This is a genomic window from Algirhabdus cladophorae (assembly GCF_044772865.1).
Classification (GTDB): Bacteria; Pseudomonadota; Alphaproteobacteria; order Rhodobacterales; family Rhodobacteraceae; genus Algirhabdus; species Algirhabdus cladophorae.
On sequence record NZ_CP173029.1, the window covers coordinates 2,820,821 to 2,834,578 of the forward strand.

Below are 13,758 nucleotides of genomic sequence, written 5' to 3' on the forward strand. Positions count from 1 at the left end.
CGCATAAAAAACCCCAGTACAAAAAAGCACTGGGGTAATATTTCAGTCTCAGACTGTGCAGTTACCTCTGCTTGCGCCGCGCAGCCCCCAGAACGCCCAATCCCACAAGCAGCATCCATGCTGTGGCCGGCAACGGCACCGGGGCCAAAGCCGCCTCATAACGTGCAGCAAACGCGTCCGTATCAGCATTGGCCTCAATTACACTGGCGGCCAACACAAAGGTCCCAAAGTCAGCATCAACAGCGCCAGTTGCACTGATCGAATTTGCTGCGGCGCGATGCCCAAACTCAAACCGATAGCTCGCCCCAGCCTCCAACGCGATTGAGGAGTTATCGAAAATACCCGACGGCACCTGCGAAAAAGTCCCGCTATTGGTGTCGACCGTGTAAATTGGAACATAAACCCCCGTAATCGGCGATTGACGACGCACAACAAGCCCGAAGAAATCGACGACGCTGACCACACTTTCCGTCCCATTGCCGCCAATCCACGCACCATCCAAGAACAAAGTCGCGTCTTGATCTACACCGAACTCCATCGACCAGTTCGCTTCGCTTCCCATAAACGGAAGACATCCCGAAATAGTGGTTTCGATACATTCTGTCCGCGTCTCGACACGCGAATTGAAAAAGAAGCCATCATCGGCCAAAAGGCCCCGCATAGATCCAGAGACATCCGCACGACCGCGGCGCACGCCAACAACAGTCGCAAGATCACCCTCATATTCATCTTTGGCAGCAGAATTGATCACACCGCCGGGCGTGACAATTACATCTGTGGTGCGCTGTGCATCGGTTGTGGCAAGATATCCGTCACCCACATTACCGCCCGAATGAAACAAGGTCCCATCAGCACCGCTAAAAGTAAATGACGCAGCAGAGGCAAAATTTGGAAATGCCGTGGCCGCAAGGCACAAGGCGAAAGCCCGTAAATTCATAATTTATCCAGTCTAAAAATAGTGCTCGATAGCCGAGCGATGGTAGAAAAAGGTCGTTCAATGACGAAACGGTAAAATAGAACCTCTCCAAGTGCAAGAGTTACGGCTGCAATGGCCCAGCCTTGCTGCCGCAAGGTTGAAATCTTGGCTTGCGCCATTGCGAATTCTCAGCAATCTGGCGAGCGGAGATTTGGAAGGAAATACACATGGCATGGTCCGCAGATAAAACCGAAGTCAAAAGCTGGAACGAATGGGACACTCTGCGCCACGTGATCGTGGGCCGAGCGGATGATTGCCATATTCCTCCCGAGGAACCTGCGCTGGATGCCAAAGTGCCCGAGGACAGCGATATGCGCGGCCAATGGGGTCGCCGCCCGCAAGAAACCATCGATCGCGCAAATGAACTGCTCAATAATTTCGCCACCATGCTGGAAAAACGCGGCCTGCGCGTCGACAGACCGCATTCCATCGATCATTCGCTGCCAGCCACCACGCCCGACTTTCACACTGATAGCCAGTTCGGCTGCATGCCTCCGCGCGATGTGCTGCTGACGGTCGGCCGCGAGATGCTCGAGGCCACTATGTCTTACCGGTGCCGCTGGTTTGAATACCTCAACTACCGGCCCCTGATGCAGCAGTATTTCAACGAAGATCCGCTATTTCGCCACGAAAGCGCCCCCAAACCGCGCTTGACCGATGCAGATTATCACCCCGATTACCTGAGTGAGAAAATTGGCGTGGAAAAGCGCCTGCAATGGGCCGCCGAGAAATTCTTTGTCACCACAGAAGAAGAGCCATTGTTTGATGCCGCTGACGTGCTGCGCTTTGGCCGCGACCTGGTGGTGCAACACGGGTTTACCACAAATCTTAAGGGCATCGAATGGCTGCGTCGCCACTTCCCCGATCATCGCGTCCACACGGTAAATTTCCCCGGCGATCCTTACCCGATCCACATCGACGCCACCTTTACGCCGCTGCGTCCCGGCCTGATCCTAAACAATCCGCAGCGCCGCCTGCCCGAGGATCAACGCAAAATGTTCGAAACCAACGATTGGGAAATCGTCGATGCGGCCCAACCGGCCCATAACGCGCCGCCCCCCCTGTGCTATTCCTCCACATGGCTTTCCATGAACGTTCTGGTGCTCGACCCAAAAACCGTCTGCGTCGAGGCCTCCGAAGTCTACCAAATGGAACAAATGGACAAACTGGGCATGAACGTGATCCCTGTGGACCTGCGCGACGCCTATGCCTTTGGCGGCGGCCTGCATTGCTGCACGGCGGATGTTTACCGCGATGGCGATTGCGAGGACTACTTCCCAACCCTCAACCAATAGATAGTTTATTTTTTCCAAAAATACTCTTGGGGGTTCGGGGGCAAAGCCCCCGAAAGCAGATTTCGCTGGGGGCAGCGCCCCCAGCCGGTCGGATCGCGCAAGCGATCCGACACAACTTACATCCTAACCGACGACATTAAATTCAGGCCCGTAAGGATAGCCGGTGATATTCTCGTTCCCGTCTTCGGTAATGATCAAAATATCATGCTCCCGGTATCCGCCAGCACCTTCTTGTCCCTGTGGAACCGTCAACATCGGCTCCATGGAAATCACCATTCCCGGCTCCAATGCCGTGTCCACGTCCTCGCGCAATTCCAGCCCGGCCTCACGCCCATAGTAATGGGACAACACACCAAAGGAATGGCCATAGCCAAAGGTGCGGTATTGCAGCAAATCACGCTCTTCAAAGAACACGTTGATTGCATGGGTCACGTCAGCACAGCTTACCCCAGGCCGTAGCAAAGACATCCCATACTCATGGGCCGCGACATTGGCGTGCCATAGGGCCAAGCTGGCGTCGTCCACCTCTCCCACAAACAACGTCCGCTCCAACGCTGTGTAATAGCCCGAGATCATCGGAAATGTGTTCAAAGACAGAATATCCCCCCGCTGCAAATGCCGTGAGGTTACTGGATTATGGGCCCCATCTGTGTTGATCCCGGACTGAAACCACACCCAGGTATCGCGGTACTCGGCGTCGGGAAATGCGCGGGCAATCTCGACCTCCATCGCATTCCGGCCCGCCATAGCCACATCAATTTCGCGCGCGCCTTCTGCAATGGCATCCCGAATGGCATAACCACCAACATCCGCCACTCGTGCCCCTTCGCGGATCAGTGCAATTTCGGCGGGCGATTTATGCAACCGCTGGCGCATAATCTGGGGGCAAATATCCACCACACGGATCGGCTTTAGAAAAGCCTCCAACTTGGCACTTTGCACCATGGTCAAATGATCAGCCTCTATGCCGATCACGCGCCCTTCGCCCGCAACAGACACAATTGCCCGCCAAAAGTTATCGCGCTGCCAATCGGTGTAGGTCAGGTTGTCCCCATAGCTCCAGCGCCAAGGCTGACCCGCATCAATCCCTGCCGAAATCGTCACATGGGTTTCGGCGGTGACAACCAGCCCATAAGGACGCCCAAAGGCGCAATACAAAAATCCGGAATAATAGGCGATCGCATGCATCGAGGTGAAGACAGCCACCTCCACGCCCGCCTCATCCATAATCTTGCGCAAGCCCGCAAGGCGCGCCTCATATTCGGTATGACTAAAGGCCAACGTGGCCGGCGTACCATTATGGAAACGGTAGTGGTCAGGACGTGCCTGAGAAGCAAATTTTTGATGTTGGGTCATAGTGACCTCCTTTGGCTAAAAAGAAGGTCCCGGCGTTCAGGACAGAAAAGATATGCCGCTTTTGGGACGACGCCATCGCCCCGCGTGCCCTGTCCTACCCGCAATAAGGCTTTTCGGGCAAGCCCCTTGTCGCTAGGCTGACGCCAACGGGGCCAATACGGGAAAACACATGAGACTTGAGGGCAAGACAGCAATCATCACTGGCGGGGCCCAAGGCTTTGGTGCGGGTATCGTGCGTAAATTCGCGCAAGAAGGCGCCAAAGTGATCGTGGCCGACATGAACCGTGACGGCGCGCAAGCCATCGCCACTGAGGTGGGTGGCCACGCAATTCAAACCGATGTGGCCTCGGGCGACAGCATAGCCACCTTGGCAGCAACTCACCCCCAGCCCGACATCATCGTCAACAACGCAGGCATCACCCACCTGCCCAAACCTATGGAAGACGTCACCGAGGAAGAATTCGACCGCGTTCTCGCCGTGAACGCAAAATCCGTCTTTTTGATGTCGCAGTATTTCGTACCGATGATGAAAGCGCGCGGATCAGGCAACATCCTCAACGTCGCCTCAACAGCTGGCATCAGTCCGCGACCAGGGCTTAACTGGTACAACGCCTCCAAAGGCTGGATGATCACCGCCACCAAAACCATGGCCGTCGAATTGGCGCCCCATGGCGTGCGCGTCAATGCCTTGTGCCCAGTGGCCGGTGAAACGCCGCTTTTGGCCAGCTTCATGGGCGAAGACACCCCAGACCGACGCGCGCAATTTTTGTCGACCATTCCGCTAGGCCGCTTTTCCCAACCCCAAGACATGGGCAACGCCGCTGCCTTTTTATGTTCCGACGAGGCCAGCATGATCACTGGCGCAGCTCTCGAAGTTGACGGCGGTCGGTGCATCTAATGGCCCGACGGTTTCATATTCTCAGTGGCCATTTTGCCAGTTTTGAAGCCGCGCAGGCCTATTGCTATGACACCGAAACCATCAACGATCCTGAACAGATCAATCTGGAACAACCTGATGCAAGTATCGATGCAGACTATGTCGAAATTGGCTACAAAGACGCAATCACCCACATGTTGAGCGACCTATTTGATGCCGCTACAGCCTCAGGACTATTGGCCGTTATAGGCTCGGCCAACACCGTGATCACCATCGGCCACACGGGTCTCTTGGGCGGCGACGCACAATTGGCCACAAACGACACATTGACCTATCTGGGTCTGTTTCACGAGGTGCGGACATGACCAAAGCAAACATTCCTGAAAAACTAAGCGAATTTGACGAACACTGGTCGCCCCGCATCATCGCCAGCTACAACGACAATGACGTGATGCTGGCAAAGTTCTCCGGCGAGTTTCATTGGCACAGCCATCCCGAAACCGATGACTTCTTTCTTGTGGTCGCAGGGCAGGTCGAGATTGATTTGCCGGATCAGACCATCGAGATGGGCGTGGGCGACATCTATGTGGTGCCCGCAGGCGTCGAACACCGCCCGCGCGCTGTCACCGACGAGGCCGCAGTTTTGCTGATAGAACCTAAAGGCACACCAAACACCGGCGATCCCGCCACAGCCGCGCCCAAGCCCACGATCTAGATGCGCCAGCCCACACGCATATCCGTTTTTGCCGGGCAATTTCAAAGCCAGCCACTGGTTTTTGCTCATCTGATCGACAGTTTCGGGCTGGATCTGGATCTGGATCATGTTGAGGTCATCTGCCGTCGCGATCCCGCGGCCCCGTTGCGCCATGTTCTGGATCACAAAGACGCCTGTTCGGTCGAGGACGCCATGGGGCTGCACGACACTTGTGTCATGATTTTTGAAGCCGCGTCGCCCCGCCTGCCCTGTCACGGCACCGATCAATTGCTGCATTTGGCAACGTTCACGGGCCACCGCATCGTGCCTGATATGTCATGAAACAAGGGCCTTTGAACCTGATCACCGATGTGGCGGGCCTGCGCGTCGGCAACGCCCACGACCCGAGGATCAACACCGGCAGCACAGTTTTGCTGGCCGATGCCCCGTTCACGGCTGGTGTGCATGTGATGGGTGGCGCCCCGGGCACCCGAGAGACCGATCTTTTGGCGCCAGATAAACTGGTGCAGCACGTCGATGCCTTGGTCCTGTCCGGCGGATCTGCCTTTGGTCTGGATGCAGCCAGTGGCGTCGCAGATGCGCTGCGCAGGCAAGGGCGCGGTTTCGCTGTGGGGGATCAACATGTACCGATTGTCCCTGCTGCAATCCTTTTCGATTTGCTCAATGGTGGCGCTAAAAACTGGGCTGAAAACCCCTACAAAGCCCTTGGCCGCGCAGCATTAGACGCCGCCAAACGGACCTTTGACCTTGGTGCCGTTGGTTGCGGATACGGGGCCACAACGGCCACTGGCGCGGGCGGTTTAGGCTCAGCCTCGACCCTGTTGGACACGGGCCACACGGTCGGTGCATTGGTCGGTGTGAATGCTTTGGGCTCTGCCACCGTGGGCGATGGCCCGCATTTTTGGGCCGCCCCCTTCGAGTTGAACGCAGAATTCGGCGGCCTTGGCTGCGCTGCGGATTTCCCCAGCACGATGCCTGCCACCAAGCTGTCGGATCAAAACACCACTATCGCAATTGTCGCCACGGATGCGACCCTGACCCAGGCGCAATGCACCCGATTGGCCACGGCAGCACATGACGGCATGGCACGGGCCTTGGTGCCATCGCACACACCCTTTGATGGGGATATCGTCTTTGCCGCCAGCACAGCTGCAAGGCCCGTGAGTGATGCCGATTTGATCGATTTATGCCATGCCGCCAGCACCACTCTGGCCCGGGCCATCGCGCGTGGTATCTGGCACCGGAACTCTACCTAAGGAAATACTCGTTGCCCTTGGCTTGGCCGGGATTGCGAAATTCGACACCCACCAATTTACCAGTCGAGTTTTTAAGAGGCAGCACCGCCTGACAACCATCCAATTTGAATTCAGGTATTTTGCGGCAAAACTCGCCACCGGTCAGAGTCCATGTGCCTTTGTATCCTGACCCGCGATATTTGCCGTTCAGCTTGCCGTTTTTGCGCAGGCGTACTTCGCCGTCGTTAGCACCAATCAGTTTCTTGCCAATCACCGCTTTCACTGTAGACGCCGTGTCCGCATGCAGCGCTTGGGCAGGCAGGCTTAGCATCAAGGCCATCAAACTCACTCGAATAAACATAAAAATCCCTTTCAGTATTTGAATGGGAACAGGCTAAACCCTGCCGCTTCGACCACAAAGACAATTTGCAACAGCCGCTATCCAGACCCCAAGATCGCTTGCATCAAGGGGCTTTCCGGATCCGCCAATCCATCAATAATATCAAAATGATGGCGCTCGGGGACCACCTCGATGGGGCAGTCCCACGCATGCGCCAACCACTGGGCGTGCTGTACAAAAACCGGACGTTCGGCGGCCCCGACCCAAACCGTTGTGGCCGCATCGCTGGCCTTGCGGTGCAACATTGGGCTTTCTGCTTCGGCCTCGGCCATGTCCAGCCGCAGGTCTTCATTCATCGAAGTCTTCAACATCTCGCGCAGGTCAGACACCGGCGAAATAGGCACGCAGCGGGCAATCCGATCGCGCGCAGTCAGACGAACATCTAAACACAGCATCCGTGCCACCAAATGCCCGCCTGCTGAATGACCGGCCAAACAAATTGGCCCGGCTACTTTGCGCGCGGCCGTATCTATGGCCACGGCGACCTCTGCCGTGATCTGCGAAATCCGCGCCTCAGGGGCCAGCGTGTAACTGGGCATCGCCACAGCCCATCCGCGTGCCACACCGCCTGCCGCAAAGCCCGACCAATCCTTGCGATCGCGTGCTTTCCAATAGCCCCCATGCACAAAGACCATCAGCCCGCGAATATCCCCCTCGGGATAGAAAATATCCATCTTTTGACGCGGCTCGGATCCATAGGGAATGTCCAACTCTGCCCGCGCTGTGGCCCGAAATGCGCGCGCCTCGGCCACCCATCGCGGCGGGTAGCTGTCACCACCCGGAATATGTCCCCCGTTTTCATAGGCGTCATCATAATCCATCGCCGAAACCCCTGCCTCATTTACAATCCCATGGACAATGGCCGATCAAAATGCTTTGCAAAAGGCAAATCTGAAAAAGGGGAGTTTTCATCATGTCCGAACCCACGAATCTTGCCGCCCGCCTGTCCGATCCGTCTTTGTTGGCGACCAAAGCCTATATCAACGGAGAATGGGCCGAAGCAGCCTCAGGAAATACTTACGATGTGGTGAACCCTGCGCGCGGTGACGTCATCGCCACGGTCGTTGATCTAGACCGTGCCGATGTGGCCCGCGCCATCGCCGGTGCTGAAGCGGCGCAAAAAGACTGGGCCAAACGCACCGCGAAAGAGCGCGCCAATATCTTGCGCGCGTGGTTCAACCTTATGATGGAAAACCAAGAGGACCTTGCGATTATCCTAACCGCCGAGATGGGCAAACCACTGGCCGAAGCCCGTGGTGAGATTGGCTATGGCGCGTCATTCGTCGAATTTTTCGCCGAAGAGGCCAAGCGCATCCACGGCGAAACAATCCCCGGACACATGCCCGACAAACGCATCACAGTGATCAAACAACCCATCGGTGTGGCCGCTTCGATCACCCCGTGGAACTTCCCCAACGCTATGATCACCCGCAAATGTGCCCCTGCCTTGGCCGCTGGTTGTGCCTTCGTCGCCCGCCCGTCCGAGCTGACGCCACTGTCTGCGCTGGCCTTGGGCGTGCTGGCCGAACGGGCTGGCCTGCCCGCTGGTATTTTGCAGATTGTGCCCTCCAACGATGCCTCTGCCATTGGCAAGGAATTCTGCGAGAACCACACAGTCCGCAAGCTGACCTTCACAGGCTCCACCGCCGTGGGGCGCATCCTGCTGGCCCAAGCCGCCCCGCAAGTGATGAAATGCTCCATGGAACTGGGCGGCAACGCACCGTTCATTGTCTTTGACGACGCCGATCTTGACGAAGCCGTCGTGGGTGCCATGGCCTGCAAATTCCGCAACAACGGCCAGACCTGCGTCTGTGCAAACCGCATCTACGTGCAATCGGGCGTCTACGATGCCTTTGCCGAAAAGTTCGCTGAAGCCGTGCGCGCCTTGAAAGTCGGCGACGGGTTTGAAGGGGCCGAAATGGGGCCGCTGATTTCCGAAAATGCCGTCAAAAAGGTCAAAGACCATATCGCGGATGCCACCTCCAAAGGGGCCAAAATCCACGTGGGCGGCAACCCGCACGACTTGGGGCCGCTTTACTTTGAACCCACGATCCTCACTGGCGTGACCCAAGACATGAAGGTCAGCCAAGAAGAAACATTCGGCCCCATGGCGCCTTTGTTCAAATTCGAGACCGAGGACGAAGTGATCGCCATGGCCAACGACACGATCTTTGGTCTGGCCGCCTATTTCTACGCCAAAGACCTCAGCCGCGTCTACAAAGTGGCCGAAGCGCTAGAATACGGCATTGTGGGCATCAACACTGGTATCATCTCTACCGAAGTTGGCCCGTTTGGCGGGGTCAAACAATCGGGCCTTGGCCGCGAGGGATCGACCCACGGCATCGAGGAATACATGGAAATGAAATACATGTGCATGTCGGTATAATCCAATGACCGTGCTGATCGCAGGGGCTGGTATCGCGGGGCTGACCCTTGGCCTGACCCTGCATCAAATCGGCGTATCCTTTCGGATTTTTGAGCGTGTTCGCCAAATGCAGCCCCTCGGGGTTGGCATCAATCTACAACCAACCGCCGTGCGCGAGCTGACCGCTCTGGGCCTTGCCCCGATGTTGGACGAGATTGGGGTCGCCACCCAGACCTACGGCTTTTACACCCGCACCGGGATCGAAGTTTGGTCCGAACCGCGCGGTTTGGCTGCAGGCTATAACTGGCCTCAATATTCAGTGCACCGCGGCCATCTGCAAATGCGCCTCTTTGATGAATTGATCAGCCGTGCGGGCCCAGAGTCTGTCCTGCTCGATTATCCCGCCGGTGCCTATAAAAACACACGCAGCGGGGTCACGCTGCACTTTGAGAATGGCCAAGATCCCGTGCATGGCACGGCTCTAATTGGGGCAGACGGCGTGCATTCTGCGATCCGTCATCAGATGTATCCCACCGAAGGCCCGCCCAAATGGTCCGGCGCAATTTTGTGGCGGGGCACCTCATTGGCTAAGCCCTTCCTGACCGATGCCTCCATGATCCTTGCAGGCAACGATACAATCCGTATCGTGGCCTACCCAATTTCCAAACCTGATCCCATAACCGGCCTTGCGACGATCAACTGGCTTGCCGAAAAAACTGTAGATCCAGCCACGCAGCGCGCCAAAAACGACTGGAACCGCCAAGTCGCCACCAGCATGTTTGCACATCACTTTGCCGATTGGACATTTGATTGGCTGGATGTTCCTGCTCTGATCCGCGCGGCTGACGCGGTTTATGAATACCCGATGATTGATCGCGATCCCGTCGACAGCTGGACTGACGGCGCGGTCACTTTGATCGGTGATGCAGCCCACGCCACCTATCCCGTTGGATCAAGTGGGGCCAGCCAAGCCATTTTGGACGCACGGGTGCTGGGCGCAAAACTGCTGGACTCAGGCGTCACCCCTGACGCCCTAGAAAGCTACGACGCCCAAATTCGCCCCATCGCCAACGCAGTTACTTTGGCCAATCGCGGCAACGGACCAGACGCGATTATGCAACTGGCCGAGGATCGCTGCAACGGCGATTTTTCAAAACTCGACGCAGCCCTTCCAATGCCCGAGCGCGCCCAACACGCAGCCCATTACAAATCCATCGCGGGCCTTGCCCCTGATCAGATCAACCAAGCAGCCCCCATTTTGCCACCCTCGTTTCTTTAGTCCTGAAATATTTCGGGGGTGTCAGGGCAGAGCCCCCGCTTCGCGTCAGCTTGCGACAGCATTTGGAACGGTCCATGACTTTGACCTCTGCCTTACAGGTTTCCTTCGAATCCAGAAAAGGAACCCGCGCTGTAACCCCGTCACCCAATGGTTTGTGAAAAAATCAAGTGTTCTACTCACAGACAAATCCTCAAATCCATTTTTGGTGCAACTGCAGCAACAAGGCGGTTTGGTTTTGGCCGATTTTGGCCTTTTGAATAGCCAGTTCGGTGTATGGCACCCCAGCCATACAGCTGCCATACGCCTGCCATACGTTGTATGGCACCCCTTGTTGTCAGGTAATTTGCACACAAAAAGCCCCCGCACTTTGCAGTGCGAGGGCCACATCCAACAGGGAGGTTCAGATGTTAATTTACAGCTTTTGCGTCAACCACGTCTTTTTCGATGGCAGGTGTTTGGCCAATCTCAATCCGGCGCGGTTTTAGGGCCTCGGGTACTTCGCGTACCAATTCAATGTTCAGCATCCCATCCACATGGCTGGCCCCAGTCACATGGATATGATCGGCCAGATGGAACCGACGTTCAAAAGCCCGCGTCGCGATCCCGCGGTGCAAATAGCTTTTGGCGTCGCCGTCCTCGGCCGCTTTTTTGGCGCTGACAAAAAGGGCGCGTTCCTTGACCTCGATGTTTAGCTCATTTTCGGAAAAACCGGCCACGGCAATCGAAATACGATAGGCATCATCTGCCGTTTTTTCGATGTTGTAGGGCGGATAGCTGGGTTGCGAGACTTCGGTGTTCAAAACCCGGTCCATGAGGTCGGCAATTTGGTCAAAGCCAATGGTTGCACGGTGCATGGGTGTAAAATCAAAACTTCTCATTTTGGTCATCCTTTCAAAGCGATAACAGATCAGACCCTCCTCTGTGGGACGGGCCTTTCAGGGTGGATCAGACCCTTTTGCGGCGTCTGATGAGAAGGATGTGGGAAGGCGCACACCCTCTTTCAAGAGGATAATTTGCAAAAAATCTGCGCGGCACGCAGACCTAGGGTTTGACGAATTTGGCACCCGTATCGCGTCGCTGACCAGACATCAAAACACGTCGCGGCTCAGGCGCTTGCGGCAGGAAATATCCCTTACCAGCGGCTAATTCTGCGCGAATACGCGCCAAGGGTTCTTCCAGATCAGTGCCCAGCGAAACCTTCTTGTCACCCATGGTCGCCATGGCAGACACAACCGAAACAATCTGCGGCTCGCCGCTGTCAAAGCTGAAAATAGGTGCGCCAGATGCCCCAAAGTCTACGTCACAAGACATCACAACACTGCCCATCTGACGGCCCAAAACAGCACATGTTTCTTGAATAGACGGCGCCTGATCGCGCCCCCGCGCATAGGATACAACCCCCACCTCCTCGCCGGCGCGAGGCCTGCTGGCGATGGCAAAAGGCTTTACCTTGGTATCCCGGATTGGCCGATCCAGTTCCAAAACGGCCACGTCAACAGCTGTCCGAGTAACCGTCCCATCCATCACATAATCTGGATGCACCACAGCCCGCCGCACGCCGCGGTAGGACTGTGCCCGCCCGCCGCGCCAACCCGCCAAAAACTGTATCGTTGCCGGGTCAATCCGTGCATTTGTCTCACGATCAAATAAACAATGCGCAGCCGTCAAAACCAGATTGTCAGCGATCAAGGCACCAGAACAAAAACCGCGCCCACCAATGTCCAATTGCCCCACGGCATCCCAACCACGCGCTTGATCGCCAGTTTGCAATGTGGCCAATGGACTGTCTTCTGCCACAGCCATGGACCCCGCAAAAACGAGGCAAATAGCGCAGAAAAAGGCTTTGAAACTAGGCATAATTACGCACTGTGCAGATGTCATCTGCCTGTGTCTAGCAACCGAGTTCGACCAAATTGTGACCGTGACAAATTGGTCTTATCGCAAAATCGGTATCGCCGGATCATAGTTGGGCCCGCGCGATAAGGCCGCAGGTTCGGGCCCGCCAGTGGCCCAATCCAGCAATTCCACCGTATGGACAATCGGCACACCAGTGCCCGATCCAATCTGCATCATACAGCCAATATTACCCGCCGCGATGATATCGGGTTGTAATGCCTCCAAGGTTTCAACCTTGCGCGCTTTCAGTTGCTTGGAGATTTCCGGCTGCATCAGGTTGTAAGTCCCCGCCGAGCCACAGCAAAGATGCGCGTCCGCCGGTTCTAAAACTGTAAAGCCCGCCTTGCGCAACAAATCCTTGGGAAAGGTTTTAATCTGCTGGCCATGTTGCAAAGAACAAGCCGCATGATACGCCACTTTGGTCTGCTTTTCAGAGCCTTCGGGCAGATCCAATTTCATCACAACCTCGGACACATCCATCGCCAAATCTGACACCACGGCAGCGTCAACGGCCAGATCAGTGGTGCGAAACATATGCCCGTAGTCCTTGACCGTAGTGCCACAACCTGAGGTGTTAATCACAATTGCATCCAAACCTTTGCCATTCACCTCGGCCATCCACGCCCGGATATTTTTCGCTGCTGTCCCGTGGCTTTCGTCGGTTTTGCCCATGTGATGGGTCAGCGCGCCACAACACCCCTGCCCATCGGCAATCACCACATCGCAGCCCAATCGCGTTAGCAGTCGGATCGTCGCATCGTTGATATCTGTATTCAGCGCCCGTTGCGCACAGCCGGTCATCAAGGCCACGCGCATCCTGACCTCGCCTTGGGCGGGAAATACTTGTGCGTCATCATTGCGGCTGACCGGAGGGATATAATCCGGGGCCATCTCCAACATCGCGCGCAACCGCGCATCGGGCATTAAACGGGCAAACGGACGCCCCAGTTTTGCCCCGGCTAAAGCCAGTCGAAAACGCATCGGATAGGGCAAGATTTTGGACAATACCCATCGCAACGCTCGATCAGACAGAGGCCGATCATAGTTTTCTTCGATATATTCCCGCGCATGATCAACAAGATGCATATAATGCACCCCCGAGGGGCACGTGCTCATACAGGCCAAACACGACAAACATCGATCAATATGCTTGACCGTCTTTTCATCCGGTACACGCTCGTTCTCAAGCATGTCCTTGATCAGATAAATCCGTCCGCGCGGACTGTCCAACTCGTCGCCCAATACCTGATAGGTCGGGCAAGTGGCCGTGCAAAATCCACAATGCACACAGCTACGCAAAATCTCGTTACTGCGGGCAATAGCCGGCGTTTCAAGTTGTTCCGGTGTAAATGTTGTTTGCATGC

General features: G+C 56.1%; 15 protein-coding genes. 8 read left to right on the plus strand and 7 right to left on the minus strand.

The genetic code is table 11. The features are described from left to right. Positions 1 to 61 precede the first annotated feature (61 nt). Positions 62 to 937 carry a VPLPA-CTERM sorting domain-containing protein gene (locus ACIRQ6_RS13620; protein ID WP_420861149.1) on the minus strand — a complete coding sequence of 292 codons (876 nt, stop codon included), beginning with the start codon at positions 935 to 937 and terminating at the stop codon, positions 62 to 64. A 206-nt stretch (positions 938 to 1,143) separates the two neighbouring features. Between ACIRQ6_RS13620 and ACIRQ6_RS13625 the strand changes: the two genes are divergently transcribed. Continuing rightward, positions 1,144 to 2,271 carry a serine/threonine protein kinase gene (locus tag ACIRQ6_RS13625; RefSeq protein WP_420861150.1) on the plus strand — a complete coding sequence of 376 codons (1,128 nt, stop codon included), beginning with the start codon at positions 1,144 to 1,146 and terminating at the stop codon, positions 2,269 to 2,271. Between the two features lie 123 nt (positions 2,272 to 2,394). Here ACIRQ6_RS13625 and ACIRQ6_RS13630 read toward each other — a convergent pair whose 3' ends face one another. After that, a complete protein-coding gene (locus ACIRQ6_RS13630) occupies positions 2,395 to 3,627 on the minus strand; it encodes an aminopeptidase P family protein (RefSeq protein WP_420861151.1) in 1,233 nt (410 codons plus the stop codon). Between the two features lie 169 nt (positions 3,628 to 3,796). On the opposite strand from ACIRQ6_RS13630, the gene ACIRQ6_RS13635 reads away from it, so the two are divergent. Genes ACIRQ6_RS13635 through ACIRQ6_RS13655 form a run of 5 tightly spaced genes read left to right on the plus strand, consistent with a single transcriptional unit; the run spans position 3,797 to position 6,475 of the window. Continuing rightward, positions 3,797 to 4,525 (plus strand): SDR family oxidoreductase, encoded by a 729-nt coding sequence (locus ACIRQ6_RS13635; RefSeq protein ID WP_420861152.1) that lies wholly within the window; start codon positions 3,797 to 3,799, stop codon positions 4,523 to 4,525. Further along, entirely contained in the window at positions 4,525 to 4,869 is a 345-nt protein-coding gene (locus tag ACIRQ6_RS13640) for a hypothetical protein (RefSeq protein WP_420861153.1), read from the plus strand. The genes ACIRQ6_RS13635 and ACIRQ6_RS13640 overlap by 1 nt, the downstream gene beginning before the upstream one ends. Then, complete coding sequence (locus ACIRQ6_RS13645) at positions 4,866 to 5,219, plus strand: cupin domain-containing protein (RefSeq protein WP_420861154.1); 354 nt, start codon at positions 4,866 to 4,868, stop codon at positions 5,217 to 5,219. The genes ACIRQ6_RS13640 and ACIRQ6_RS13645 overlap by 4 nt, the downstream gene beginning before the upstream one ends. Beyond that, positions 5,220 to 5,540, plus strand: coding sequence for a hypothetical protein (locus ACIRQ6_RS13650; protein WP_420861155.1), 321 nt, complete (start codon positions 5,220 to 5,222; stop codon positions 5,538 to 5,540). After that, positions 5,537 to 6,475, plus strand: a complete 939-nt coding sequence (locus ACIRQ6_RS13655; RefSeq protein WP_420861156.1) for a P1 family peptidase — start codon at positions 5,537 to 5,539, stop codon at positions 6,473 to 6,475. Before ACIRQ6_RS13650 ends, ACIRQ6_RS13655 begins: the two co-directional genes overlap by 4 nt. Here the strand turns inward: ACIRQ6_RS13655 and ACIRQ6_RS13660 are convergent. Together ACIRQ6_RS13660 and ACIRQ6_RS13665 are read right to left on the minus strand one after the other, a co-directional pair. After that, positions 6,468 to 6,815, minus strand: a complete 348-nt coding sequence (locus ACIRQ6_RS13660; protein WP_420861157.1) for a hypothetical protein — start codon at positions 6,813 to 6,815, stop codon at positions 6,468 to 6,470. The genes ACIRQ6_RS13655 and ACIRQ6_RS13660 overlap by 8 nt on opposite strands. A 77-nt stretch (positions 6,816 to 6,892) precedes the next feature. After that, positions 6,893 to 7,675: an alpha/beta hydrolase gene (locus ACIRQ6_RS13665; RefSeq protein ID WP_420861158.1), complete on the minus strand. Its 783-nt coding sequence runs from the start codon at positions 7,673 to 7,675 to the stop codon at positions 6,893 to 6,895. Positions 7,676 to 7,767: 92 nt separating this feature from the next. On the opposite strand from ACIRQ6_RS13665, the gene ACIRQ6_RS13670 reads away from it, so the two are divergent. Together ACIRQ6_RS13670 and ACIRQ6_RS13675 are read left to right on the plus strand one after the other, a co-directional pair. Continuing rightward, complete coding sequence (locus ACIRQ6_RS13670; protein WP_420861159.1) at positions 7,768 to 9,240, plus strand: NAD-dependent succinate-semialdehyde dehydrogenase; 1,473 nt, start codon at positions 7,768 to 7,770, stop codon at positions 9,238 to 9,240. 4 nt (positions 9,241 to 9,244) lie between these two features. Beyond that, entirely contained in the window at positions 9,245 to 10,498 is a 1,254-nt protein-coding gene (locus ACIRQ6_RS13675) for a flavin-dependent oxidoreductase (protein WP_420861160.1), read from the plus strand. 407 nt (positions 10,499 to 10,905) lie between these two features. Here ACIRQ6_RS13675 and ACIRQ6_RS13680 read toward each other — a convergent pair whose 3' ends face one another. The 3 genes from ACIRQ6_RS13680 to glcF all read right to left on the minus strand — a co-directional run bounded on the left by ACIRQ6_RS13680 (position 10,906) and on the right by glcF (position 13,756). Beyond that, positions 10,906 to 11,376 carry an Hsp20 family protein gene (locus ACIRQ6_RS13680; protein WP_420861161.1) on the minus strand — a complete coding sequence of 157 codons (471 nt, stop codon included), beginning with the start codon at positions 11,374 to 11,376 and terminating at the stop codon, positions 10,906 to 10,908. A gap of 163 nt (positions 11,377 to 11,539) precedes the next feature. Further along, positions 11,540 to 12,379, minus strand: a complete 840-nt coding sequence (locus ACIRQ6_RS13685; protein WP_420861162.1) for a trypsin-like serine peptidase — start codon at positions 12,377 to 12,379, stop codon at positions 11,540 to 11,542. Between the two features lie 54 nt (positions 12,380 to 12,433). Next, a complete protein-coding gene (gene glcF, locus ACIRQ6_RS13690) occupies positions 12,434 to 13,756 on the minus strand; it encodes a glycolate oxidase subunit GlcF (RefSeq protein WP_420861163.1) in 1,323 nt (440 codons plus the stop codon). Positions 13,757 to 13,758: the final 2 nt, after the last annotated feature.

Excerpts from the sequence above, each read along its gene's own strand:
- ACIRQ6_RS13620 (WP_420861149.1), bottom strand. The coding sequence starts at position 937 with ATGAATTTACGGGCTTTCGCCTTGTGCCTTGCGGCCACGGCATTTCCA.
- ACIRQ6_RS13625 (WP_420861150.1), top strand. The coding sequence starts at position 1,144 with ATGGCATGGTCCGCAGATAAAACCGAAGTCAAAAGCTGGAACGAATGG.
- ACIRQ6_RS13630 (WP_420861151.1), bottom strand. The coding sequence starts at position 3,627 with ATGACCCAACATCAAAAATTTGCTTCTCAGGCACGTCCTGACCACTAC.
- ACIRQ6_RS13635 (WP_420861152.1), top strand. The coding sequence starts at position 3,797 with ATGAGACTTGAGGGCAAGACAGCAATCATCACTGGCGGGGCCCAAGGC.
- ACIRQ6_RS13640 (WP_420861153.1), top strand. The coding sequence starts at position 4,525 with ATGGCCCGACGGTTTCATATTCTCAGTGGCCATTTTGCCAGTTTTGAA.
- ACIRQ6_RS13645 (WP_420861154.1), top strand. The coding sequence starts at position 4,866 with ATGACCAAAGCAAACATTCCTGAAAAACTAAGCGAATTTGACGAACAC.
- ACIRQ6_RS13650 (WP_420861155.1), top strand. The coding sequence starts at position 5,220 with ATGCGCCAGCCCACACGCATATCCGTTTTTGCCGGGCAATTTCAAAGC.
- ACIRQ6_RS13655 (WP_420861156.1), top strand. The coding sequence starts at position 5,537 with ATGAAACAAGGGCCTTTGAACCTGATCACCGATGTGGCGGGCCTGCGC.
- ACIRQ6_RS13660 (WP_420861157.1), bottom strand. The coding sequence starts at position 6,815 with ATGTTTATTCGAGTGAGTTTGATGGCCTTGATGCTAAGCCTGCCTGCC.
- ACIRQ6_RS13665 (WP_420861158.1), bottom strand. The coding sequence starts at position 7,675 with ATGGATTATGATGACGCCTATGAAAACGGGGGACATATTCCGGGTGGT.
- ACIRQ6_RS13670 (WP_420861159.1), top strand. The coding sequence starts at position 7,768 with ATGTCCGAACCCACGAATCTTGCCGCCCGCCTGTCCGATCCGTCTTTG.
- ACIRQ6_RS13675 (WP_420861160.1), top strand. The coding sequence starts at position 9,245 with ATGACCGTGCTGATCGCAGGGGCTGGTATCGCGGGGCTGACCCTTGGC.
- ACIRQ6_RS13680 (WP_420861161.1), bottom strand. The coding sequence starts at position 11,376 with ATGAGAAGTTTTGATTTTACACCCATGCACCGTGCAACCATTGGCTTT.
- ACIRQ6_RS13685 (WP_420861162.1), bottom strand. The coding sequence starts at position 12,379 with ATGACATCTGCACAGTGCGTAATTATGCCTAGTTTCAAAGCCTTTTTC.
- glcF (WP_420861163.1), bottom strand. The coding sequence starts at position 13,756 with ATGCAAACAACATTTACACCGGAACAACTTGAAACGCCGGCTATTGCC.